Below are 24,217 nucleotides of genomic sequence, written 5' to 3'. Positions count from 1 at the left end.
CACCGCACCCCTGACTACAGTGCGGACACAGGAGTGGGTAGTCTCAGAGGACTGCATAAGTTACCGCTTAGTAATCAATCTTCGGGGTACCGGGAGACCCGCCCCGAAGAGAACCTCGCAGGCCCGAGGAGTCCCGAAATGCAACTCGCCGCGATCATCGTGTCGCTGGTCCTGACCGTGGTCGGCGTTGCGCTCATCGCCCGAGCCGTCGCGCAGATCTACCGGTTCGTGAAGCTGGGCCAGCCGGTGCCTGCGGGCAGCCGGACCGACAACCCCAAGGCTCGCACGATCACCCTGGTGAAGGAATTCCTGGGTCACACCCGGATGAACCGCTGGGGCATCGTCGGCTTCGCCCACTGGTTCGTCGCGATCGGCTTCCTGACGCTGCCGCCGACCCTCGCGCAGGCCTACGGCCAGCTCTTCGAGGCGGACTGGGTGCTGCCCGTCATCGGCGGCTTCCTGCCGTTCGAGATGTACACCGAGTTCATCGGCGTGATGACGATCGTCGGCATCGTCGTGCTCATCGCGATCCGGCTGCTGAACCTGCCTTCCCGGGCCGGCCGCAAGTCCCGTTTCGCGGGCTCGAAGGCCTGGCAGGCGTACTTCGTCGAGTACGTCATCCTCACCATCGGCCTCGCCATCTACACCCTGCGCGGTCTTGAGGGCGCGGTCCACCACGTCGAGCACTACGAGGCCGCGTACTTCGCCTCGTACCCCCTGGTCCTCGCCTTCAAGGGGCTCTCCCTCGGCGTGCTCCAGAACCTCGTCTACCTCGTCGCGATGATCAAGATCGGCACCTCGCTGATCTGGATGATCACCGTCGCGCTGAACACCAACATGGGTGTCGCCTGGCACCGCTTCCTCGGCTTCCCGAACATCTGGTTCAAGCGGAACGCCGAGGGCGGCACCGCGCTGGGCGCCCTGCTGCCGATGACGTCGGGCGGCGAGCCGATCGACTTCACCGATCCGGGCGACGACGACGTCTTCGGGGTGTCCCAGGTCGAGCAGTTCTCCTGGAAGGGCATCCTCGACTTCTCCACGTGCACCGAGTGCGGGCGCTGTCAGTCGCAGTGCCCCGCCTGGAACACCGGGAAGCCGCTCTCCCCGAAGCTGCTGATCATGTCGCTGCGGGACCACGCCCACGCCAAGGCCCCCTACCTGCTCGCCGGTGGCGGCAAGGACATGGAGGGCAACGAGAAGGCGTCCGCGGAGCAGCTCAAGGACGTGCCCGCCGCCGCCCTCGCGGAGGCCGAGCGGCCCCTCATCGGGACCCTCGAAGAGAACGGCGTCATCGACCCCGACGTGCTGTGGTCCTGCACCACCTGCGGCGCCTGTGTCGAGCAGTGCCCCGTCGACATCGAGCACGTCGACCACATCGTCGACATGCGCCGCTACCAGGTGATGATCGAGTCCGCGTTCCCGTCCGAGGCGGGCACGATGCTCAAGAACCTGGAGAAGAAGGGCAACCCCTGGGGTCTGGCGAAGAAGCAGCGCCTGGAGTGGACCAAGGAGGTCGACTTCGAGATCCCGGTCGTCGGCAAGGACATCGAGGACCTGTCCGAGGTCGACTACCTGTACTGGGTCGGCTGTGCGGGTGCCCTTGAGGACCGCGCCAAGAAGACCACCAAGGCCTTCGCCGAGCTGCTGCACATCGCGGGCGTCAAGTTCGCGATCATGGGCGGCGACGAGAAGTGCACCGGTGACTCCGCCCGCCGCCTGGGCAACGAGCCCCTCTTCCAGGAGCTCGGCATGGAGAACGTCTCCGCGCTGAACATGGCCTTCGGCGAGGAGATGGACGACGAGGGCAACTTCACCGCCGAGTCGAAGAAGCCCAAGTCCGCCAAGAAGATCGTCGCGACCTGCCCGCACTGCCTCAACACCCTGGGCAACGAGTACCCGCAGCTCGGCGGCGACTACGAGGTCATCCACCACACCCAGCTGCTCCAGCACCTGATCGACGAGGGCAAGCTGGTCCCGGTGACCCCGGTCGAGGGCCTCATCACCTACCACGACCCCTGCTACCTGGGCCGTCACAACAAGATCTACACGCCCCCGCGCGAGATCATGTCGGCCGTCCCGGGCCTGCGCCAGCAGGAGATGCACCGCCACAAGGAGCGCGGTTTCTGCTGCGGCGCCGGTGGCGCGCGGATGTGGATGGAGGAGCGGATCGGCAAGCGCATCAACAACGAGCGCGTGGACGAGGCGCTTTCCCTCAACCCCGACATCATTTCGACTGCTTGCCCGTTCTGCCTGGTCATGCTGACCGACTCGGTCAACGGCAAGAAGGCTGCAGCCGATAGCGACTCCGTCGCGGGCGGCAAGGCGAAGGAGTCCATCACGGTCGTCGACGTGGCCCAGCTGCTGCTCGACTCCGTGAAGACCCCGGTCGACGACGAGCCCCCGGCGGGCGAGGCCGAGTCGGAGAGCGCGCCGGAGCCGCAGCCGGTGAAGTGACCGGAGCCCCGGCCGGCGAACCGGCCGGTGGCCCGAGTGGCACATCCCCGTAACGAAGCACCCCATGTCCTGGTTCAGCCCCGGGACATGGGGTGTTGTCGTCGGATGAGGGCTTTACGAGGAGCAGTGGCAGGCGTGTGTGCCGTGGTGCTGTGCGCCGCCGGATGCGGGGACGACGGGGCCGGCGAGGACGACACGGACCGGGGCAGGGGCGAGGCCTCCCCCGCCACGACGGCCCCGGCGCCGCCCATCCCCGCCTCCCCCGTCCCCCGGGGCACGGGCGGCAAGGTCCCCGACGACGTGAACGGTGACGGCCATCCCGACCTCGCGTACCTCACCTCGTCCGAAGGGGGCGGCGGCGGAGACGCCGAGCGGAACTCCGTCGTCATCGTCTACGGCTCCGCCGAGGGCCTCGACCCGGCCACGCGGACGGTCCTGAAGCCCGAAGACCCCGCTGTCCCGGCGGAGTCGGACACGCCCCTGCCCTCCTACCCGGTCCTCGCCGATCTCGACGCCGACGGGTACGCGGACCTCAAGTTCGGCGAGCATGTCGTCTGGAGCGGTCCGACCGGCCCCGACCCGAAGACCCCGGACACGACCCTGCCCGCGGTCACCGGCACCCCCGGCGACTTCGACGGCGACGGACTGCTCGACCTGCCCGCCGTGGAGGACACCGTCGACAGGCCTCAATTCCGCATCCGGTACGGCCCGTTCGACCGGAGTGGCGAGCCGGCCCGTACCGGTGGCGGGCGCCCCGGCCCCGTCACCGGCCTCTACGCGACGGCCCCGTACACGCTCCACGCCGGTGACGCCGACGGCGACCGGACCGCGGACCTGGTCGCCGCGGTCGACCCGGGTGCCACCGACGGCGGACAGGCCCCGGCCGCCCTGCTCCACGCGGGCGACGGACCGGCCGGATTCGCCACGCGGGCACGGCAGTTGGGGACGGGCAGCGCGGTCGCCCTCGGCGACTTCGACGGGGACGAGAAGGGCGACGTCGTCATCGGGGACGACGGCAGCCGCAACTACGAGGCCGACGGCGAGGCACCCGGTGCGAACGGCACCTTCACCGTCTTCCCGGGCGACGGCGGTCCGTCACGCCCGTACGAACTGGACCTGGTCGGCGACCTCGTCACCGGCGACCTGGACGGTGACGGCCGCGACGAACTGCTGGTCGACGACCTGTCGGGCGGGCTTCCGTTGCCCGCGAAGGTCACCGTGGTCCGCGGCCTGCTGGGCAGCCGCTCCGACGTGCGGACCAGCGCCCTCGACCGCTTCGGTCCCGCCCGGGTCCCGGGCGCGAAGCGCGACCTCAAGAAGCCCGAGCGGTACGCCCACATCGCCGCCGTACGCGACTTCGACGGGGACGGTCGCGCCGAGGTCGTCCTGCGCCGGACGACGCCCGAGCGGGGACCCACGTACATCTGGGTCGTCGACGGCGACGGCAAGGACCTGGTGACGTTCGACGACGGGCGGTTCACCGGCACGGGCTGACTCCGTCCCCGTCCCCGTCCCCGTCCCCGTCCCCGTCCCCCAGAGATTCGCGTAGGCCCTCCCGCAGATCGGTGTGCGGGAGGGCCTACGCATGTCGGTGGCCTGGGGGCTTTGACAGGTACGCGATCTGTGCTCCATCATCTCCATCATCAATCCACTAGTTCATTAGCTAAAGGGTGGTGACGGAGGTTGGAGTTCCGGATCGACAGGCGGAGCGGGGTGGCCGCCTATCAGCAGATCGTCCAGCAGACCAAGCAGGCCCTGCGTCTGGGCGTACTCGTGCCCGGGGACCAGTTGCCGACGGCCAAGGACGTCGCGGCGACCTCCGCGGTCAACCCGAACACCACGCTCAAGGCCTACCGCGAGCTGGACCGGGAGGGCCTGGTGGAACTGCGACCGGGTCTGGGCACCTTCGTCCGCCAGTCGCTGGCCCTTCCTCAGGCGGGGGCCGATTCACCACTGCGGGGCGAGCTGGAGGCATGGATGGACCGGGCCCACGAAGCGGGTCTGGAGCAGGAGGACGTGACCGCGCTGGTCACGTCCGTGATGGAGGAGCGGTACGCCGGGACCAGGGCGGCCGCCGGAAGCAGGGGGCACGGATGATGAGCAACGGGACGGGTTACTGGGGGCACGGGGACCTCACTGGCGAGTCCGCGATAGAGGCCCACGCGGTCGGCAGGAAGTACCGCCGGGGCTGGGCCCTGCGGGACTGCTCCTTCCGGCTGCCGGCCGGGCGGATCTGCGGCCTGGTGGGACCCAACGGCGCCGGCAAGACCACGCTGATGTCCATCGCCGCCAACCTGCTGGCGCCGACCACCGGCACCCTGCGGGTGTTCGGCGCGGCCCCGCAGTCCGCGGAGGCCAGTCGGCGTACGGCGTTCCTCGCCCAGGAGAAGCCGCTGTTCAAGCGCTTCACCGTCGCCGAGGCCCTGCGCCTCGGCCGTGAGCTGAACCCCGGCTGGGACCAGCGGGCCGCCGAGAACATCGTCCGCGCGGGCAACGTGCCCTTCGAGGCGAAGATCGGCACCCTCTCCGGCGGCCAGCGCACCCGGGTGGCGTTCGCCGTCGCCTTCGGCAAGCGCCCCGACCTGCTGCTCCTCGATGAGCCGATGTCCGACCTCGACCCGCTGGTGCGCCACGAGCTGATGAGCACCCTGCTGGCCGAGGCCGCCGAGCGCGGCACCACCGTGCTGATGTCCACCCACATGATCGCCGAGCTGGAGAACACCTGCGACTACCTGCTGGTCATCACCGAAGGTGGGCTGCGGCTCGCCGGTGAGGTCGACGAACTCCGCACCGCCCACGCCGTGCTCACCGGGGTCCACTCCGACGGGCGGACGCCCGCGGAGCTGGCGTACCACACGGTGGTCGAAACCCGCACCAGCGGACGGCAGTTCACCGCGCTGGTCCGCCCCGACGGGCCGCTCAGCGGCGGCCCGTGGCAGGCGAGCACCCCGGACCTGGAGGAACTCCTGCTCGCCTATCTGCGCTCCCCCGAGGCACCACCCCTGATCAGTCCCAGCTCCTACGTCGCCCCGCAGGCGGTGGCGGCATGAGCACCATGACCAGCACCGGCAGCACCGGCAGCCCCGCCCCCGCCGAATCCGCCCACCCCCGGGCCGACCGTGGCCGTGGCCTGCGGCTCAGCGGCATGAACTGGCTCGTCTGGCGTCAGCACCGCGGCGCCTACTGGACCCTGCTGATCACCGCCGCGATCGCCGTCGCGGTGATGGTCTACTGGCGCCAGCAGATGGTGACGTACCTCGACGGCTACGGCTGGCCGGACGCGAAGTCCGACTGGGAGGAGAAGTTCGACCAGGCGCCGCTCAGGATTTCCGGCCAGCTGCTCGGCTACGCGCCCCTCCTGATCGGTGTCTTCCTGGGCGCGCCGCTGCTCGCCGGGGACCTGGAGAACGGCACCGTCAAGCTGGTCAACTCGCAGTCCACCAGCCGCGTCCGCTGGCTCGCCACCAAGCTCGGGGTGACCGCACTCGTGGTCGCGGTGTCCACCGCGGCGGCCTCCGCCGTGTTCACCTGGTGGTGGTCGCCGGTCAAGTCGTCGTCGTACGTGCTGGCCTGGTCCGACGGACTCGCCTTCGACAGCAGTGGACCCGTGCCCGTGGCGCTCGCCCTGCTCACCGTCGTCGGCGGTATCGCGATCGGCATGCTGCTGCGCCGGACCCTGCTGTCCATGGCCGTCACCCTCGGCTTCGCCGTCGCCGTGCAGCTGGTGTGGTCGCACTTCCGGATGTCCCTCGGGGACGTCATCACCGCCACGACCAGCAACGGTGTCGGGGCGGAGAAGTTCCCGAAGCTGCCCGACGGCGCCCATGTCCTGGACCAGTCCTACCTCACCGCGTCCGGCGACCTCATCGGCTACGGCAGTTGCAACGTGGAGTCGGAGAAGGCCGCCAACGCCTGCCTGGAGAAGGCACAGGTCGTCGGCTGGAACGTCGAGTACATCCCGATCTCCCAGATGTCCTCCATGCAGTGGCTCGGCGCCTCGATCCTGCTGGCCCTGACCGCCGGCATCGCGGCGTTCGTCATCCTCTGGGGTCGTAAGCGCCTCGTCTGACCGAGCGCCATCGCCTGACCCGATCCTCCACTTCGTACACGGCCGAGCGGCCGAACCGCCGCTCCGCCGTGCCCCAATGCTGCCCAAAGCCCTTACGAAAGGCTTGAGTTGAAGCCGCACAAGCAGGCGCACCAGCAGTCGCGCCACCACAGGAAACGAGCGGTCACGACCGCACCGGCAGCGGCCGCCCTCGCGGCGGCGCTCGGCGCCGGGCTGCTGGCGGGCGCGTCTTCCGGCAGCGCCCAGGCCGCCCCCGCCGAAACCCCCGTCCCCGCCTCCTCCTCCGCCTCCGCCTCCGCCAGGACGGTCACGCTCGTGACCGGCGACAAGGTGGCCCTGGACGCCAAGGGCAAGGTCACCGGTGTGGTGGCCGCCGAGGGCCGCGAGGGGATCGCCTTCCGCATCCAGCAGGCCGCGTCTCACGCGTATGTCGTGCCGCGCGACGCCGAGAAGCTGATCGCGAACGGCACGGTGGACCGGCGGCTGTTCGACGTGAAGCGGCTGGTCGGCGGGCGCTACGACGACGCCCGCCGCTCCGACGTGCCGCTGATCGTCACGTACGACAAGGGCACGTCCGTGTCGGAGGGTACGTTCCGGAGTTCGGGCGCCACGGTCCGCCGGGACCTGCCGAGCATCAACGGCGACGCCGTACGCGCCCGTAAGTCCGAGGGCTCCGCGCTGTGGGAGACGCTCACCACTGGCACCGGCTCCTCGAAGGTCAGGAAGATCTGGCTGGACGGCAAGGTGAAGGCGAGCCTGGACAGGAGCGTGCCGCAGATCGGCGCGCCCGCTGCCCACTCGGCGGGATACGACGGCAAGGGTGTCAAGGTCGCCGTCCTCGACACCGGCATCGACGCGACGCATCCGGACCTGAAGGACCGTATCGACGCGGAGAAGAACTTCTCCGCCGCCGCGGACACCGTCGACCGCGCGGGCCACGGCACGCACGTGGCCTCGACGATCGCGGGCTCCGGGGCCGCGTCTCCCGCGGGCACCAAGTACGCGGGAGTCGCACCCGGCGCCCGGCTCCTGGTCGGCAAGGTGCTCGACGACGAAGGCTCGGGCGAGGACTCCGGTGTCATCGCCGGTATGCAGTGGGCCGTCGCGCAGGGTGCCAAGGTCGTCAACATGAGCCTGGGCGGCACCGACGCCCCCGGCATCGACCCCGTCGAGCAGGCCGTGGCCGACCTGTCGGCCGGTTCCGGCGCCCTGTTCGTGATAGCCGCCGGCAACGAGGGTCCCGACGAGGGCACCATCGGCACCCCCGGCAGCTCCGCCGCCGCGCTCACCGTCGGAGCGGTCGACCGGCAGGACGCCATCGCCGAGTTCTCCAGCCGCGGTCCCACGGCCGACGGCTCCCTCAAGCCCGACATCACCGCGCCGGGCGTGGGCATCGTCGCCGCCAAGGCCGCCGAAGGCTTCATGGGCGACCCCGCCGCCGACGGCTATGTCTCCCTGAGCGGTACGTCGATGGCCACCCCGCACGTGGCGGGCGCCGCCGCGATCCTGGCCCAACAGCACCCCGACTGGACCGGTGAGCGGATCAAGGCCGCCCTCACCGCCTCCGCGAAGCCGCTCGCAGCCACCTCCGCGTACACGCAGGGCACCGGCCGGGTGGACGTCGCCGCCGCGATCGCCCAGCAGCTCACCAGCAGCCCGACCTCACTGGGCTTCGGCACCCAGCAGTACCCGCACACCGACGACAAGCCCGTGGCCAAAACGGTCACCTACCGCAACGCGGGCACCGGGCCGCTCACCCTGGACCTGACCACCGAGGCCTACGGCAACGACGGAAAGCCCGCCGCCGAGGGTCTGTTCACGGTCTCGCCGAAGCAACTCACCGTCCCGGCGGGCGGCGAGGCGACCGCCACCGTGACCGCCGACACGCGGGTGGGGACGGCCGAGGGCGCCTTCGGCGGGTCGGTGACGGCCGCCGGTGGCGGCAGCACCGTACGGACCGCCATCGGCGTCGACCGCGAGATCGAGTCGTACAACCTGACCATCAAGCACCTCGACCTCAAGGGCAAGGCCGACGGCGAGGGCGTGACAACCCTGTTCGGCCTGGACAACGACCTCTGGCAGGACATCCTCGACAAGTCCGACGGCGAGGCCACCGTCCGCCTCCCGAAGGGGCTCTACTCCCTCGAAGGCACCCTCCCCACCGGCGACATCGGCTGGTCCCTGCTGCTGCGGCCCAGGTTCGCGCTGACCAAGGACACCACCCTGGTCATGGACGCCCGTACCGCCAAGCCCGTACGGGTCACCGTGCCGGACGGCAAGGCCAAGCCCAGAGGTGCCGTGTTCTACTACCACCTCAACGTCAACAACGAGCCCTACAGCGGCATCTACACCGCCACCGCCCTGGGCAACTTCCGCGTCGCGCAGTTCGGCGCACCCGTGTCGGCCCGCGAGGCGTCCGCGACCTACCACGGCACGTGGACGGACAAGGCCGTCAACTACCGGCTGGCCTGGAACCGTACGGGCGACCTGTCGGGCTTCACGCAGAACGTCAAGCGCTCACAGCTCGCCAAGGTCAAGGTGGTCGTCGGGGCGCCCGCCAAGGGCAAGCGCACACACCTCGTCGTGGTGCCGCTGACGCCCGGCGGCTACTACAACCCGTTCCCGACCGAGGCCGCTCTGCCGACGACCGGCACCGACTACGTGCTGCCCGACGGCGTCAAGTGGTTCTACCAGGCGAACCAACACAGCGCGTCCGGTGCCGACGACGAAACGCCCGTGGAGAACAACCAGGCGAGCCCGCCCAAAACCTTCGCGGCGGGCAAGGAGTACACCCTGCGCTTCAACACCGGTGTCTTCGGCCCGCACCTGCCCTCGGGCCCGCTGTCCACCGGTATCGACCGGCCGGGCGCGGTGCGCTCCGGCGACAGCTTCTCGGCGTACCTGCCGCTGTTCTCCGACGGCGGGGGCAACCTGGGGTCCTCCCTCTTCACCAAGGCCGCCAGTTCGCTGTACGCCGACGGCAAGAAGATCTTCGCGCTGAACGACGAGCTGGACGCCGACTCCTCGTACACCCTGCCCGCCGGCAAGCGGAACTACCGCCTCGCCGTGGACGTCTCCCGCGACCCGTCGCAGTCCGCGGTCAGCACCCGGGTCGCCGCGGCCTGGACCTTCGCCTCGGCGCATGCCGCGGGTGACACGCCCGAGCGGCTGCCGCTGACGGTCGTCCGCTTCGCTCCGAAGCTGACGACGGCCAGTACCGCCAAGGCCAGGACGACCCTCACCGTGCCCTTCACCCTTGAGGGCGCGGCCACCGAGGTCGCCTCGCTGCGCAAGCTCGCCTTCGCCGTCTCCTACGACGGAGGCAAGACCTGGAAGAAGGCCAGTTCCGTGGACGGCAAGCACCTCAAGCTGCGCAGCCCGGCCAAGCCCGGCACGGTCTCACTGCGCGCCACCCTCACCGACGCCGACGGCAACACCCTGAACCAGACGATCTACAGCGCCTATCGCACCACCAAGTAGGGCACGCACTGCCTATGCCCGTTTCTCCTCGGGCGGGCCCGAGCGGGACCCGGCGTCCGTGAGCGCGGCGCCGAGTTCCGCTCTGCGGCGTATGCCCAACTTGCGGTAGGCACTGGTCAGATGGGTCTCGACGGTACGCCGGGCCAGGTGCAGCAGCTCCGCTATCTCCACGTTCGTACGGCTCTGCGCGGCGAGTTCCGCGATCCGGCGCTCGCTGGCGGTGAGCGACCCGGACCCCGTCCGTGCCGTCGCCGCGCGGCGGGCGCCGCCCTCGCGCAGGGCGGCCTCCGCCATCGCCCGCATCCGGACCGCGCCCAGCCGTTCGGCGCGTTCGGCCGCCTCACGGAGCGCCTCGCGGGCCCGCGCCCGCTCCCCGGCGGCGGTGAGCCGGCGCCCCTGTGCGATCAGCGCCGGAATCAGCTCCGTGTCGACCGGCTCTCCGCCCGGGGCCACGGTCCCGCCACCGCCGTCGGAGGCCTCCCCGGATGCCGGCTCGGATGTCGACTCGGAAGCCGCCTCGGGTGTCCCGTCCGGCGCCCCGTCCCCGCCGGCTCCCCGCCGCAGGACCCGTACCGCCCGTTCCGTCAGCTCTAGGCCGCGTCGGCCGCCGGTCGCCGTGCCGAGGACGCGCAGGGCCCGGCCCAGGACACGGGGCGTGTTCCACACCGTGGCGAGGCGCAGTTCCTCCTCGGCCAGGGCCAGGGCCTGGCGGGGCCGGCCGAGCGCCAGCTGGCACTCCGCCGACGCGGTACGCCAGGGGGTGACGACCGGGCTCGCCACGTCCCGCGCCGACTGGTGGCGCCCGCACTCCAGGAAGTCGCCGAGCGCGCCCGCCGGATCGCCGGTGGCCGCGCGCAGCACACCGCGCGCGTACAGGAAGCGGTTCAACTCCCAGGATTCGTACGGGTTCTGGAGGTCGAAGCCGTCCGCGAGACGGGTGGCCTCCTCCGTGCGGCCCGTCTCGACGAGCGCGATCAGCGCGTGGGCCTGCGCGTTGGCCGGATCCGGCCGGCCTACGACGGGGCTCAACACCCTTGGATCGGCAAGCAGTTCGGCGTACGCGCCGCGGGCGGCGGCGATGTCGACCCGTACGTTCAGCAGTGCCAGGTGCATCGGGTGCAGCAGCGACGGGCGCTGCCCGGCCAGACCGCGCCGTACGAGCCGTTCGGCCTCGTCGAGCTGATCGGCCCACTGGGCGACCGCGGCGGCCGTGCCCAGCAGGAACCCCTCCGCGAGCGGGTCGGCCGGCCGCGCCAGCAGGGCGCGGATCCGGCGCATCGCCGAGGCCGCCGAGGTCAGCCCGGCCGTCGACTCGTACCGCACGAGCAGCGCCTGCCCGGCCGTGCCGACCAGCTGCGGTGAGCGCTCGGCGGTCTCACGCAGCCAGCGGTACACCTCCCGCCGTGTCCCCGGGTCGTGGTCGGACAGCAGCGCCGAGGCGGTGTGCACCGTGCGGACCAGGTCCGGATGGCCCGTCAGATGCTCGTCCTCAAGGCCGCGCAGCACGTCGACCGCGGCGCGCGCCTCACCCCGCCGGGCCAGCGCCGTGCCCAGCGCCACCGCCGCGCGCACCCGGTCGCGGGGCAGCCCCGGCAGCCGCATCGCCTCGGCGAGCCGCGGTATCCCGGCCGTCGACCGTACGGTGGCGTACTCCAGCGAGCCCAGTTCGGTGAGGACCACGCTCCGGCGGGCGTCCGGCATCGGCTCGTCGAGGGCGCGGCGCAGGAACGCCAGGGCGTCGTCACTGCGGTCGTCCCGGACGGCCCGGTCCGCGGCGTCCACCAGGACACCCGTCGCCCACGCCTCGCCGACCGGGGCGGACCGCAGCAGCTGCCCGGCCACCGTCTCGGCGCGGTCGCCGCGACGCAGCATCGCCTCGGCCGCCCGGTGGTGCGCCAGCTGCCGCAGGGCGCCCGACCAGCTGCTCAGCACCGCGTCCCGCAGCAGCGGATGGGCATAGCGGGGCCGCCCGCCGGGGCCGGGGCGCAGCAGCCCGAGGCCGGTCATCGCGGTGAGCCAGCCCGGTACGCGGGCGGGGTCGGCGCCCGCCATCCTGGCGAGCAGCCCGGCGTCGGCGTCCCCGTAGCCGCCCCGGCCGCCCTCGCCGTCCCCGTCCTTCTCGTCGTCCTCCTCGTCGTCGTCCAGGGCGGCGAGCGCACGGGCGACCTCGGTGGTCGTGGGCCCGGCGCTGTCCAGCCACCAGGAGACGGCGGCCGCGTAGGAGCCGGGGTAGAGCGCCGCGCAACTGTCCGGAAGGGCCGCGGGGACGGCCTCCGGGGCAGTGCCCCCGATGTCGTCCAGCAGGGCGCGCAGCAGCAGCGGACTGCCCGCGCCCGCCCGTACGCAGTCGTCCACCCAGTCGGCCGGGGCGGGCCGGCCCAGGGCCGAACGGACCAGCTCCGCCGCGGAGTCGGCGCTCAGCGGCGCCAGCGTGCGAGTGCGGACGAGGGCGGGGGAGAGCGTGTGCACCAGCCCGTCGGCCGGCGGATCGATGTCGTACTGGCTGCGCTCGGTCACCACCATCAGTACGCGTAATCGGTCGATGCGCCGCACGGCCTCGACCAGCCAGCGACGCGAGGACCCGTCGGCGAGGTGCACGTCGTCCACGGCCACGAGGAGCGGCGCGTCATCGGCGTAACCGCGCAGCAGACGCCACAGCCGCGCGGACCTGCCCCGGTGGGGCGGGGTGCCGGGCGGATCCGGCTCCTCTCCGGCCGCCGAGTCGAACCCGGGTCCGTGCGCGAGGAGTTGGAAGACGGCGCCGAACGGTACGGAGGTCTGGTCCGGCGAACAGCGGGCCCGCAGTACGCGCATGCCGGCCGCCTCCGCCTGCTCGGCGACGGCTTCCAGGAGCGCGGTACGGCCGGTGCCGGTGGCGCCGCGCAGCAGGACGAGACGGCCGGCTCCGGCTCGGGCGCGCTCGGCCTCGGCGGCCACCAGCTCCAGTTCCTCCCGGCGCTCCCGCAACGCTACGGACATCCCTGCCTCCCTCGTGGCCGTCGTGCGTTCCGCTGTGTGGGACGGCGGGGAGCGAGGCCACCGTTGCGTGACATGACCCACGGCCGCCTGCGCCGCCTCGCGCTCGACACGACCCGCGGGAGCGGACCCCGGTGCCGCCGATCTCGTGGTGTGTCTCGTGGTGATCCACGATTGCGCCGACCACACGCGTCGCAGAAGTGTGATGGGTGCACGCCCGTCACTGACCCCACAGAGGTGATGGGTACGTGAACATAGGGGAAACGGTTGCGCAATTCATTCGGAACCACAGCTCCCGGCACGGACGGGCCCGGATCCCGCATACCGGTGGCGGTGCACGCCTGGGACCCGATCTCCCGGGAGGGAGTGCTCGGCCAGCTGCGGCAGCACTCGGTGCTCGACCTCCGTGAGGAGACCGAGACCGGACCGGACATCGTCGCTCTGCTGGTCAACGACACACTGGACGAGACCACGCTCTCCCGGCTGCGCAGGCTCGTGCGCAGCGAGGGCTCCCGTGCCGTCCTCGTGGTGAGCGCGATCCGCGAGAGCGAACTCCTCGACGCCATCGAGTCGGGCGCCGGGGCCATCGTGTGGCGCCACGAGGCCACCGCGCACCGGCTGGTGCAGGCCGTCCTCGCGGCCTCCCGCGGCGACGGCGACCTGCCCGCCGATCTGCTCGGCCGGCTGATCAGCCAGGTCAGGACGCTGCACCGCACCGCGACCGGCCATCCCGGCGCTCCCCCCTCGGGACTCGCGCCTCGTGAGGTGGACGTGCTGAGGCTGGTCGCCGAGGGGCTCGATACCGGAGAGATCGCCAGCAAGCTGTCCTACTCCGAACGGACCGTCAAGAACGTGATGCACGGGCTCACCACCCGGCTGCATCTGCGCAACCGGGCGCACGCCGTGGCCCATGCCCTTCGGGAAGGCTACATCTGACCGAACGGGCAATCGAACAGGCGCGGTTGGGCAGCCCGGTCTGCACGGCGGTCGTCCCCGGCGTGCCTGCGAAGCCGACGGCCCGCGGGAGACGATCGGCCAGGACAGCGGTACCGGTGCCGGCCCGGGACGGCGGGGCTTCCGGCGGCGAACACGGCACAGGCACGGCAGGGCACGGCAGGGCAGGAGCACGACGGTGATCCACGAGGTGGACGAGGTCCTCAAGCGGCTGCTCGGGGGCGGCGCGCTCGCCGGTTCCGGCATCGAGATCTCCTTCGAGGCCCCGACCCGCGACTGGGCGGCCCGGCGCAACGCGCCCGCCGTCAACGCCTACCTGTACGACATCCGCGAGGACGTCTCCCGGCGCCAGCGCGGCCAGGTCTCCGTCCGCGACGAACGCGACGTGATCGTGCGCCGCCGTCAGCCGCCCCGCTGGTTCCGGCTGTCGTACCTGGTCACCGCTTGGACCAAACAGCCCCAGGACGAACACCGGCTGCTCTCGGCGGTACTGACCACGATGCTGCCGCACGAACTCCTGGCCGCCGACGAACTCCCGGGCGCGCTCGGCGCGCTGGGCCTGTCCGTCCCGCTCACGGTGGCGGGGCTGCACACCGAGTCCCGTTCCCTGGCCGAGATCTGGTCGGCGCTGGGCGGCGAACTAAAGCCGTCCCTCGACCTCGTGGTCACCGCGCCCTTCCCGGCCTTCCCCGAGTACGACGTCGGTCCCCCGGTCACGGAGGGCGTGGTCCGCGTACGCGGCATGGACGGCACGCTGGACGGCTCGCAGGAGCGCACCCACCGGCCACGGCAGCCGGTACCCACGCCGGGCACCTCGGACGCGTCGGACACCGGAGAGCCGAAGCAGTGACCACGTACGCGTCCTCCACGTCCGACGCACTCCTCGTCAGCATCGCCCGACTGCGCGACCGGATAGCCGAGTTGGTCGCGAGCCGCGGCGCCGTCGACCCCACGGCGGACGATCCGCTGCGCGGGCTGTACCTCTCCGACGAGGCGGTACGGCAGCTGCTGGGGCCGCCGGCGGTGCCGTACGCCGACGTGTTCGAGAACGCGGCCGGCTTCGAGGACACAGCCGTCGCCGGGGGCACGGAGTCCGCCCCGGCCACCCGGCTGGAGCGGCTCGCGGTGCGCCTCGGGCTGGCAGAGCTGGACACGCGGATCCTGCTCATCGCCCTCGCGCCCGACCTGGACCGCTCCTTCGAGCCGCTGTACGGATATCTCAACGACGACGTCAGCAGGCGCCGGGCCACCACCGGGCTGGCACTGGACCTGTGCGGGCTGCCCGTGCACCTCGCCGAGGCGCGGGCCCGGTTCCACCCCTCGGCGCCGCTGAGCGCGCTCGGACTGCTGGCCGTCGAGGAACCCGAACGCCCCTTCCTCAGCCGCTCGTTGCGGGTACCGGACCGGCTCGTCGCCCACCTGCTCGGCGACGACACCCCGGACGCCGAACTCGCCGGCAGCCTCCACCCGCTCGACTCGCCCTCGGCCGTACCTCTGCCCCTGTCCTCGGCCTCGCACTCCCACGACGAGTTCACCGCAAGGCTCGCGGCCCGGCTGGCCGTCGGCCCACGCACCGTCTATCTCCGCGAGCACCGCGAGGGCGACGGGCTCGTGTGCGCCGCGGCCGCCCTGCGCGCGGCGGGTGTCGAGGCCCTGCACTTCACGCCCGCGGCGGCCGGGGAGCCGCTCCCCGAACTCCTCTCCGACGTCCTCCCCCGGGTGCTCCGCGAAGCCCGGCTGCGCGACCGGGCGCTCGTCGTGTCACCGCTGCCGGAGAAGCCCGGCCCGCTGCTGCGGGCGCTGACGGAGGCCGGCGTACCCGTGGTGCTCGTCGGGGCCCGGCCGTACGACCCCCAGTGGTGCGACCGCGACCCGCTGGTCCTCGACGCGCCCCGGCCGCACGCGGGCGCGGTGGACGCCTGGTCGGCCGCGCTCGGCGCCGGGGCGGAGGGTCCGGGTTTCGACCTGGCCGCCACCGTGGCCCCGTACCGGCTCGGCGGGGACCGTATCGAGCGGGCGGCCCGCGCGGCCCGGGACCTCGCGGTGTTCGACGGCACCCCGGTGACCGCCGCCCATCTGCGGCTCGCCGCGCGGCAGCAGTCCGCGTCCGGGCTTGAGCGGCACGCCCGCCGGATCCGGCCCGACGTCGGCTGGGACGACCTCGTCCTGCCGGACCGGCCCCTCGCCCAGCTGCACGAACTCGCCCTGCGCGCCCGCCACCGCGACCAGGTGCTCGGCGACTGGCGGCTCAGTGCCGGAGGCGGCCGGGGCCACGGTGTCCTCGGGCTCTTCGCGGGTGAGTCCGGCACCGGCAAGACGCTGTCCGCCGAGGTCGTCGCCGCCGAACTCGGCCTGGACCTCTACGTCGTGCAACTCTCCTCGATCGTCGACAAGTACGTGGGCGAGACCGAGAAGAACCTCGAACGGATCTTCACCGAGGCCGACCGCACGGACGCCGTGCTGCTCTTCGACGAGGCGGACGCCGTGTTCGGCAAGCGCTCGGAGGTCAAGGACTCGCACGACAAGCACGCCAACATGGAGAGCGCGTACCTGCTCCAGCGCCTGGAGTCCTTCGACGGCATCGCCCTGCTCACCACCAACCTGCGGGCCAACATCGACGAGGCGTTCACCCGGCGCCTGGACCTGGTGGTCGACTTCCCGTTCCCGGACGCCGAGCAGCGCCGGGCCCTGTGGCGGCACAGCCTCGCCCATGTCCCGTGCGCCGAGGACATCGAACCGGCGGCGGTCGCCCGCGACTTCGAGATGGCCGGCGGCTCGATCCGCAGCGCGGTCGTCACCGCCGCCTACTCCGCCGCGGGGCGCGGTGCGCACGTCACCACCGCCGACCTGCGCGAGGGCGCCGAGCGGGAATACCGCAAGGCGGGGCGGCTGGTACCCGGAGAGGGCAACTGGTAGCCGTCACCCCGCTCACACGGTGAGCCTGACCGCTTCGAGCCACAGGTCGTTGCTGAGGGTGCCACCGAAGATGTAACCCTCTCCTTCGCCGGGCTTGTCGCACCCCATGCCGTGCCAGCCCTGGTTGCGGACGTGGGTGGTCTGGCAGACGGAGCCGCCGCCGTCGTCGACGTTGATGGTGAAGCCCAGCATGTTCGGAGCGTCCGCCTTGGTGCTGCCGAAGTAGTTGTCGATGCCGTCGGGCGCGAACGACCACGGCTTCCCGTTGTAGTCGCCGTTGCCATTGGTCGACCCCGGGTCGTGGACGAAGGCGGCGCTGCCCGTGCGCTTGGCGCCGGAGACCGCGACGTTGAGGGCCTTGATCGGCTTGTTCTCGCCCTCCGTGCCGGCCGTCTGGCCGTCGCACACCGCGTCCGTCCAGCCCTTGCCCGTCACAAAGGCCCGGTAGCAGATGTGCCGCCCGCCCGGGTCGTCCGCGGCGAGCGCCTGCACGGCGGTGGCCGCGGTCTTCTCCGGAGCCTTCTTCTCCTCCCCGGAACCGTCTCCCGCACCGCCACCGCCACCGCCGCCTCCCCCAGCACCCGGCGACTGTGCCGCGGGCGGGGGTGTCGTGGCGGGCACGGAGGGAGTGGGCGGGGGAGGCGGTGTCGCCGAGGCGCTGGGCGCCAGCGTGCTGACACCGGCCTCGTCGAGCCTCTCCTTGGCCTCACTGCGGACCTGCGGCTTGTAGGCGATCCACAGCATCACGAAGGTGATCGCCAGCGCCAAGAACACACCCAGGAAGGTCGCCAGCCAGCGCGGCAGGAACCCGCGCTGAACGTACGTCCCCTCGACATCCAGCGGCGCGACTCCCGACCGCTGTACGGCGAACTTGTACGGCCGCTCCTCCTTCGACCCGAACCAGATGATCTGCCGGGGCTTCAGCGTCGCCTTCACGAACGCCGCACGGCCGGGCTCGATCTGCACATTGCTCGGGTGGATGTCGTACGACAACTGGTCGCCGTTGTCACTGCCACTGACCGAGGCGGTGAGCTTCGTGTTGCCGAGGTTGTCGACGGCCAGCTTCGGCCGCCCCCGGAACCTCCCCTTGACGGTGGGCGGAACCAACTCCGCGCGCACCTCCGTGAAAGGAGTGATCGTCAAGTTGCCCTCGGGGACGGTCACCGCCTCCGGATGCTCGGTCGGCGTGATCCGCACCGCGTACGGATTCGGCCCCGCGGTCGCATCCGGCGTACGCGGCGGCGCGAACGTCAGCTCCACCGTGCCCGTCGTCCCCGGATACAGCCGGAGCGTCTGCGGCTCCACGACGGTCCAGGGCGCGATGTCGCCGACCGGCTCGAAGCGGTACTCGTCGACCACGTCACCGGTGTTGCGCAGCCGCAGCCTCACCGTCGTACCGCCACCCGGGTCCACGGTCGCGGAGGCGGGTTCCAGGGAGGTCCAAAGGCTCACGATCAGTCCTCATCGGGTTGGATGATCTGCCACTCCTGGTCATCGGTGACGGTGCAGTTGAAGATCATCAGGGTTACCTCGTTGCGGAGGTCGTCGCTGCCCGCGACTTCGAGGCACTTGTTGTCGCTCTTGAAGTTGCGGATCCAGTAGGCGCCGCTCTCCTGCTTGGCGAGCCACCACAACTGGTTGTCGCTGGTCGTGCCGTCACAGGTGAACTCCGTGACCTTCGTCCTGATGGGAACCGCCCCGTAGTTCGGCAGATCCATGCACAACTTGTCCTTGACGTTGCGGATCTGGAAGAGATCCGTACCGCCCGGGCCGCCCTTGCCGACCTTCACCTCCAGGTTCCAGAGCTGGTTGTCGGCGGCGGTCGCATCGCAGGAGAACTGCTGGACCCGGCCGTCCCTCTTGCCCACGCTCTCGCCGGGGATGTCGGCACACAGCTTGGTGGACAGGTTCTTCAGGGCGACGTTGTTCGCGGGCAGCAGGCTCTTGGGCTTCTCCTTGGTCTGCTCGGGCGCAGGCACGTCCCCGCCTCCACCTCCGCCGTTGTCCGCCGGCGCGGACGCGACCGGTGCCGAGTCCGACGGCGGTGCCGAGGGGGCGACAGGTTCCGCCGAGGGGCTGGGTGCCAGCGTGCTGACGCCGGCTTCCTGGAGTTCCTTGGCCTCGCTGCGGACCTGGGGCTTGTAGGCGATCCACAGCATCACGAAGGTGATCGCGAGCGCCATGAAGATGCCCAGGAAGGTGGCCAGCCAGCGCGGCAGGAACCCCCGCTGAACGTACGTCCCTTCAACATCCAGCGGCGCGACCCCCGACCGCTGCACGGCGAACTTGTACGGCCGCTCCTCCTTCGACCCGAACCAGATGATCTGCCGGGGCTTGAGTGTGGCCTTCACGAAGGCGGCACGCCCCGGCTCGATCTGCACATTGCTCGGATACAGGTCGTACGAGAGCTGATCACCGTTGTCACTGCCACTGACCGACGCGGTGACCTTCGTGTTCCCGACATTGTCGACAGCGAGTTTGGGCCGCCCCCGGAAACGCCCCTTCACCGTCGGCGGCACCAACTCCGCGCGCACCTCCGTGAAAGGAGTGATCGTCAAGTTGCCCTCGGGGACGGTCACCGCCTCCGGATGCTCGGTCGGCGTGATCCGCACCGCGTACGGATTCGGCCCCGCGGTCGCGTCCGGCGTACGCGGCGGCGCGAACGTCAGCTCCACCGTGCCGGTGGTGCCGGGATACAGCCGGAGCGTCTGCGGCTCCACGACGGTCCAGGGCGCGATGTCACCGACCGGCTCGAAGCGGTACTCGTCGACCACGTCACCGGTGTTGCGCAGCCGCAGCCGTACGGTCGTACTCCCGCCGGGGTCCACCGTGGTGGAGGCGGGTTCGAGGGAAGTCCAAAGGCTCACATCAGGACGCTAGCGGGAGGGCGGACGCCCGGTCAGGAGGAGGAAGCGCACACTCTCTGCCCGAAAGGCCACCGTGCGCGGACCGGGCAGTCGTGGCCCGCCCGGTCCCCCGGCCGCCGGAACCGTCAGCTCTCACGGGTCCACTGGCCGGACGCGGCGTCCTGCGTCCAGCCGGCCCGGGTCGAGTCCAGGCCGACGGCCATTCCATGGGCGGTACAGGCGGTCTTGAGCGAATTGATGAAGTCCGTCTGCAGCGTTGTAGTGGAGATGGAGCCCTGCGCCGCGGACTTGTGGGTGGTGATGAAGTCGTACACCTTCTGGAGCTCTGCCGAGCGCGGGGTGGTGGAGCCGCCCTTGCGGTTGAGGTCGGGGCCGCTGCTCCCCGGATCGTCGGTGCGCTGCTCCGGGCGCGGCCCGATGACGTAGTTCGCGGGCACGTTGGCCAGGGCCTTGCTCAACGCCTGCTCCGAGACCGCGCCGGTGGGGAAGGACGCCGACGGCGCGAGGGGGGCGAGCTGAGCGGCGACGAGCTGCCGTTGGGCGGACGTGAGCAGGCCGCTCAGACGTGCCAGATCCGACTTCGGCACGATGTGGTGCAGCGTGTCCACGATGGCGGAGCCGGATGTGCTCGCCTTGGTGTTCTTCAGTTCCGCCTTCGTCTTCTTGTTCTTCCAGTCGCCGCCCGCGCGCTGGACGACGGCACTCCTGTCGCCCTGATTCCGGCCGGCGGCACTCCCGTTCACGACCCCGCCCGCCCGGTCCGCGGCCTGCGGTTCCCGCTCGGCCCGCTGGACCGGAGCGGACATCACCTGTCGGGCGGTCTCCTCCGCCTCCCGCTCGGCCCAGTCGCCGGGGCTGGACACCTTGATCCCGGAGCCGTTGTCGGTGCCGGGAACGGAGCCCTCGCTCTGCTGGAGGTAGTGCTTCAACTCGTGGGCGAGGGTGGGTTTGTCCTGGCCGTTCCAGACCACGTGAGCCCCGGACGTGTAGGCCTTCGCGCCGATTTCCGCCGCGGACCGCTGGGCCACCGCGTCGGTGTGCACGCGCACGCCGCTGAAGTCGACGCCGCCGCCGTACCGGCCTTCCATCTCGGTGCGCAGCCCGGTGTCCAGGGCCTGCCCCGGAGAGCGCAGGACCTCGTGCACGGTCGACCGCTGCACCGCCGCCGACCGCTGGACCTCCGGCCCGTGCCCGCAGTTCGCGCCGTGCTCGTGCCGCTCCGCCTCAACCGCGCGGGCCACGGCCGCGTTGCCCGCGGCGCGCTGCAGCGCGAGGAGCCTGGAGGCAGGCCCCGGCGCGGGGACGCGCCCGGGCGGGCGGGTCGCGCCGGCCCGGCCACGGGTCCTGTCGGTCTCCTGGTCCTGCGCGCGCACGGGGGCTCCCCTCGAAGACGGGTACACGGAGGCGGTGCACCGGTCTCAAGGCCTACTCGACGACACCGCGGTCACGGAAGGTACTCCAGGGCAGTCATGAGGGCAGCCGACCTTCACGCCCGCGTCGGCATTGCCCCTCCGGGCAACAGCGGTGCCCTCGAACAGGCCCCGGAGGACGTTTCGGAGGACGCGCTTCGCGCGTGAGGGTGGGAGGTGTCCTGTCTCGTACCCCGAGGAGAGCAGAGCATGCCGTCCTACCTGTCGCCCGGCGTATACGTCGAGGAGGTGGCCAGCGGCTCGCGTCCCATCGAGGGAGTGGGCACGTCGGTCGCGGCCTTCGTCGGACTCGCGCCGACCGGGCCGCTGAACGAGCCGACCCTGGTGACCAACTGGTCCCAGTACGTCGCGGCCTTCGGCGACTTCACCGACGGCTACTACCTCGCGCACTCGGTCTACGGGTTCTTCAACAACGGCGGCAGCGCCGCGTACGTCGTCCGTGTCGGCGGCACCGCCGAGGGCGCGGCGGCGAACGGCGCCCCGGCCGCGGTCTCCGGCTCCTCGGCCCCGGCGGCGCTCCCGGCGGGCGAGCCCAAGCAGCTCGGCACCTTCAGCGTGACCGCCGTCGCGGGCGGCTCGCTCAGCGTCGAGGTCGCCGACGCCGAGGGCGAGGGCCCCGCCGAGCGCTTCAAGCTGATCGTCAAGGAGGGCGACAAGCCCGTCGAGACGTTCGACGTGAGCGCCAAGAAGGGCGGCCGCAACTACGTCGTCACGCAGGTGAAGGAGCGCTCCAAGCTCATCACCGTGCAGGAGTCGGCGCCCGCCGCGCAGCTCGCGCGCCCCGACAACCAGACCGTGGCCCTGGCGGCCCCCGCCGCCCCCGCGCCCGTCGCCCCCACCAAGGCGAGCGACTCCCACCCCGGCCCGGCCCACTACCTCGGCGACTCCGCCGACCGCACCGGCTTCGGCGGCCTGGAGGCCGTGGACGAGATCTCCATGGTCGCCGTCCCCGACCTGATGGCCGCCTACCAGCGCGGCGCGATCGACCTGGAGGCCGTGAAAGCCGTCCAGCTCGGCCTCATCGCGCACTGCGAGCTGATGGGCGACCGCGTCGCCGTCATCGACCCGCCGCCGGGCCTGAACGCCCGTCAGATCCGCGTCTGGCGCCAGGAGACCGCGGGCTACGACTCCAAGTACGCGGCCCTGTACTACCCCTGGGTCAAGGTCTTCGACCCGGCGACCGGCCAGTCCCGGGTGATCCCGCCGAGCGGCCACGTCTCCGGCATCTGGGCCCGCAACGACTTCGAGCGCGGTGTGCACAAGGCGCCCGCCAACGAGGTCGTACGGGGCGCGGTGGACCTGGAGCTCCAGATCACCCGCGGCGAGCAGGACCTGCTCAACCCCATCGGCGTCAACTGCATCCGCGCCTTCCCGGGCCGCGGCATCCGCGTCTGGGGCGCCCGCACAATGTCCTCCGACCCGGCCTGGCGCTACCTCAACATCCGCCGGTACTTCAACTACCTGGAGGAGTCGATCCTGCTCGGCACCCAGTGGGTGGTGTTCGAGCCGAACGACCACAACCTGTGGGCCAGGATCCGGCGCAACGTCTCGGCGTTCCTCGTCAACGAGTGGCGCAGCGGCGCCCTCTTCGGCCAGCGGCCGGAGGAGGCGTTCTACGTCAAGTGCGACGACGAGACCAACCCCCCGGAGTCGGTCGACGTCGGCCGCGTGATCTGCGAGATCGGCATCGCGCCCGTCAAGCCCGCCGAGTTCGTGATCTTCCGGCTGGCCCAGTTCTCCAGCGGCAGCGGGGAGTTGGAGGAGTAGGCCGTCCCGCCCGCTCCCGTAACCCTCGCAAGTCCCCTCGTACACCGGCCCGTACGTCTCCTCGTACGCCATTGCCCAGAACCCTCAGAAGGACAGAGAACAGATGAGTCTCAGCCCGGGTGACGCCCTTACCTCACATAATTTCGGTCTGCAGATCGACGGCGTGATGGTCGAGTACCTCGCGGAGGTCAACGGCCTCAGCATCGAACAGGACGTCATCAAACACCTGTCGAACTCGGCGCAGGGCAGGCCCGAGGTCAGCCTCATGCCGGGCGTGCAGAAGGACGGGCAGTGCACCGTGGTGCGCGGAATGACCCAGTCCCCGGCGTTCACGACGTGGATCAACGACTCGATCGCCGGCCAGATGAGCACGGCCCGCAAGAACGCCTCCATCATCATGATGGACTACCAGAACAATCCGGTGAAGCGGTACAACATGCGCCAGGCCTGGTGCAGCAAGATCGACGCCAGCGCCCTGAAGGCCGGCGAGGCCTCCGCGCTCACCGAGACCGTGACCATCGTCTTCGAAGAACTGGTCATCGAGTAATGCGGCGTACGGCTGCCAGGGCGGGCGCGGGCCCGGTCGTGGACGCACCCGCACCGGAGCCGGTGGCGGGGCAGGTGCCGGGGCAGACCGCTGCGCCTGCCCCGGCACCCGCGCCTGCGCCCGCTCCCGTGTCGGTGCCGCAGCAGCTGCGGACGGAGTTCCCCTTCGAGCTGCCGCGCGGCTACGTCGACGCGTCGGGCACCGTCCACCGGGACGGCGTGATGCGCCTGGCCACGGCCCGGGACGAGCTGATCCCGCTGCGGGACGTCCGTGTCCAGGAGAACCCGGCGTATCTGTCGGTGGTCCTGCTGGGCCGGGTCATCACCAGCCTCGGCACGCTTGCGTCGGTGCACGACGGGGTGGTGGAGAACATGTTCGCCTCCGACCTGGCGTTCCTTCAGGACTTCTACCGTCAGGTCAACGCCGAGGGCCACACCCGCGCCGCCGTGGAGTGCCCGCACTGCTCGGAGCCCTTCGAGGTCGAACTCGGCGGGAGCCGCCTGGGGGAATCGTGACGTACGCGACCGACCGGCTGCACGAGGAGATCGCGTACGTCGCCTACCACTTCCACTGGAGCCTGGAGGAGATCCTGGATCTCGAACACCAGGACCGCCGGCGCTTCACGGAACAGATCGCGTCCCTGGTGACGCGGGGCGGGGCGGAGGGCTGAGGGATGGGGTTCTTCGACCGGCTGAGGGGCGGGGCGGCGGCTTCCGCAGCGAACTCGGCTTCAGGGAAGGGCAGTTCCTCTCCTGAG

17 protein-coding genes are annotated in these 24,217 nt (G+C 71.3%); 13 read left to right on the top strand and 4 right to left on the bottom strand.

From position 1 onward, the window contains the following. The first annotated feature begins 138 nt into the window (after positions 1 to 138). From ACH4YP_RS12220 to ACH4YP_RS12195, 6 genes are all read left to right on the top strand, one after another. On the top strand, positions 139 to 2,454 hold the full coding sequence (locus ACH4YP_RS12220) for a heterodisulfide reductase-related iron-sulfur binding cluster (RefSeq protein ID WP_398490476.1): 2,316 nt from the start codon (positions 139 to 141) through the stop codon (positions 2,452 to 2,454). 126 nt (positions 2,455 to 2,580) lie between these two features. Further along, positions 2,581 to 3,948, top strand: a complete 1,368-nt coding sequence (locus ACH4YP_RS12215) for a hypothetical protein (RefSeq protein WP_398490475.1) — start codon at positions 2,581 to 2,583, stop codon at positions 3,946 to 3,948. Positions 3,949 to 4,137: 189 nt separating this feature from the next. Next, positions 4,138 to 4,551 carry a GntR family transcriptional regulator gene (locus ACH4YP_RS12210; RefSeq protein WP_361060832.1) on the top strand — a complete coding sequence of 138 codons (414 nt, stop codon included), beginning with the start codon at positions 4,138 to 4,140 and terminating at the stop codon, positions 4,549 to 4,551. Then, entirely contained in the window at positions 4,548 to 5,504 is a 957-nt protein-coding gene (locus ACH4YP_RS12205; protein WP_398490474.1) for an ABC transporter ATP-binding protein, read from the top strand. Before ACH4YP_RS12210 ends, ACH4YP_RS12205 begins: the two co-directional genes overlap by 4 nt. Then, a complete protein-coding gene (locus ACH4YP_RS12200; protein ID WP_398490473.1) occupies positions 5,501 to 6,523 on the top strand; it encodes an ABC transporter in 1,023 nt (340 codons plus the stop codon). The genes ACH4YP_RS12205 and ACH4YP_RS12200 overlap by 4 nt, the downstream gene beginning before the upstream one ends. 108 nt (positions 6,524 to 6,631) lie before the next feature. Continuing rightward, positions 6,632 to 10,003, top strand: coding sequence for a S8 family serine peptidase (locus tag ACH4YP_RS12195; RefSeq protein ID WP_398490472.1), 3,372 nt, complete (start codon positions 6,632 to 6,634; stop codon positions 10,001 to 10,003). 12 nt (positions 10,004 to 10,015) lie between these two features. Here the strand turns inward: ACH4YP_RS12195 and ACH4YP_RS12190 are convergent, their stop codons facing one another. Beyond that, entirely contained in the window at positions 10,016 to 12,982 is a 2,967-nt protein-coding gene (locus ACH4YP_RS12190; protein WP_398490471.1) for an AAA family ATPase, read from the bottom strand. 264 nt (positions 12,983 to 13,246) lie between these two features. On the opposite strand from ACH4YP_RS12190, the gene ACH4YP_RS12185 reads away from it, so the two are divergent. The 3 genes from ACH4YP_RS12185 to ACH4YP_RS12175 all read left to right on the top strand — a co-directional run bounded on the left by ACH4YP_RS12185 (position 13,247) and on the right by ACH4YP_RS12175 (position 16,849). Beyond that, positions 13,247 to 13,915, top strand: a complete 669-nt coding sequence (locus ACH4YP_RS12185) for a response regulator transcription factor (protein ID WP_361060837.1) — start codon at positions 13,247 to 13,249, stop codon at positions 13,913 to 13,915. Between the two features lie 196 nt (positions 13,916 to 14,111). Beyond that, the gene (locus tag ACH4YP_RS12180) at positions 14,112 to 14,783 is read left to right on the top strand and encodes a DUF4255 domain-containing protein (protein ID WP_398490470.1); all 672 of its coding nucleotides are present in this window, start codon (positions 14,112 to 14,114) and stop codon (positions 14,781 to 14,783) included. Further along, positions 14,780 to 16,849, top strand: coding sequence for an ATP-binding protein (locus tag ACH4YP_RS12175; RefSeq protein WP_398490469.1), 2,070 nt, complete (start codon positions 14,780 to 14,782; stop codon positions 16,847 to 16,849). The genes ACH4YP_RS12180 and ACH4YP_RS12175 overlap by 4 nt, the downstream gene beginning before the upstream one ends. Positions 16,850 to 16,861: 12 nt before the next feature. Here ACH4YP_RS12175 and ACH4YP_RS12170 read toward each other — a convergent pair whose 3' ends face one another. From ACH4YP_RS12170 to ACH4YP_RS12160, 3 genes are all read right to left on the bottom strand, one after another. After that, positions 16,862 to 18,301, bottom strand: a complete 1,440-nt coding sequence (locus tag ACH4YP_RS12170; RefSeq protein WP_398490468.1) for a hydrolase — start codon at positions 18,299 to 18,301, stop codon at positions 16,862 to 16,864. A 2-nt stretch (positions 18,302 to 18,303) separates the two neighbouring features. Continuing rightward, entirely contained in the window at positions 18,304 to 19,716 is a 1,413-nt protein-coding gene (locus ACH4YP_RS12165; protein ID WP_398490467.1) for an RICIN domain-containing protein, read from the bottom strand. Positions 19,717 to 19,841: 125 nt separating this feature from the next. Continuing rightward, positions 19,842 to 21,089, bottom strand: a complete 1,248-nt coding sequence (locus tag ACH4YP_RS12160) for a DUF4157 domain-containing protein (RefSeq protein WP_398490466.1) — start codon at positions 21,087 to 21,089, stop codon at positions 19,842 to 19,844. Positions 21,090 to 21,335: 246 nt separating this feature from the next. On the opposite strand from ACH4YP_RS12160, the gene ACH4YP_RS12155 reads away from it, so the two are divergent. The 4 genes from ACH4YP_RS12155 to ACH4YP_RS12140 all read left to right on the top strand — a co-directional run bounded on the left by ACH4YP_RS12155 (position 21,336) and on the right by ACH4YP_RS12140 (position 24,130). Continuing rightward, positions 21,336 to 22,913, top strand: coding sequence for a phage tail sheath subtilisin-like domain-containing protein (locus ACH4YP_RS12155; protein WP_361067820.1), 1,578 nt, complete (start codon positions 21,336 to 21,338; stop codon positions 22,911 to 22,913). A gap of 103 nt (positions 22,914 to 23,016) precedes the next feature. Further along, the gene (locus ACH4YP_RS12150; RefSeq protein WP_361067823.1) at positions 23,017 to 23,460 is read left to right on the top strand and encodes a phage tail protein; all 444 of its coding nucleotides are present in this window, start codon (positions 23,017 to 23,019) and stop codon (positions 23,458 to 23,460) included. Further along, complete coding sequence (locus ACH4YP_RS12145) at positions 23,460 to 23,975, top strand: hypothetical protein (protein ID WP_398490465.1); 516 nt, start codon at positions 23,460 to 23,462, stop codon at positions 23,973 to 23,975. Before ACH4YP_RS12150 ends, ACH4YP_RS12145 begins: the two co-directional genes overlap by 1 nt. Next, complete coding sequence (locus ACH4YP_RS12140) at positions 23,972 to 24,130, top strand: DUF6760 family protein (RefSeq protein ID WP_186001281.1); 159 nt, start codon at positions 23,972 to 23,974, stop codon at positions 24,128 to 24,130. The genes ACH4YP_RS12145 and ACH4YP_RS12140 overlap by 4 nt, the downstream gene beginning before the upstream one ends. Positions 24,131 to 24,217 lie beyond the last annotated feature (87 nt).

This window comes from Streptomyces sp. NPDC020747 (assembly GCF_044334695.1).
In the GTDB taxonomy this organism is placed as follows: Bacteria; Actinomycetota; Actinomycetes; order Streptomycetales; family Streptomycetaceae; genus Streptomyces.
The sequence above is the reverse complement of the archived record's forward strand: the minus strand, read 5'-3'. Positions and strand labels throughout refer to the sequence as shown.

Coding starts and splice junctions, on each gene's coding strand:
- ACH4YP_RS12220 (WP_398490476.1), top strand. CDS start 139: ATGCAACTCGCCGCGATCATCGTGTCGCTGGTCCTGACCGTGGTCGGC.
- ACH4YP_RS12205 (WP_398490474.1), top strand. CDS start 4,548: ATGATGAGCAACGGGACGGGTTACTGGGGGCACGGGGACCTCACTGGC.
- ACH4YP_RS12200 (WP_398490473.1), top strand. CDS start 5,501: ATGAGCACCATGACCAGCACCGGCAGCACCGGCAGCCCCGCCCCCGCC.
- ACH4YP_RS12190 (WP_398490471.1), bottom strand. CDS start 12,982: ATGTCCGTAGCGTTGCGGGAGCGCCGGGAGGAACTGGAGCTGGTGGCC.
- ACH4YP_RS12155 (WP_361067820.1), top strand. CDS start 21,336: ATGCCGTCCTACCTGTCGCCCGGCGTATACGTCGAGGAGGTGGCCAGC.
- ACH4YP_RS12150 (WP_361067823.1), top strand. CDS start 23,017: ATGAGTCTCAGCCCGGGTGACGCCCTTACCTCACATAATTTCGGTCTG.
- ACH4YP_RS12145 (WP_398490465.1), top strand. CDS start 23,460: ATGCGGCGTACGGCTGCCAGGGCGGGCGCGGGCCCGGTCGTGGACGCA.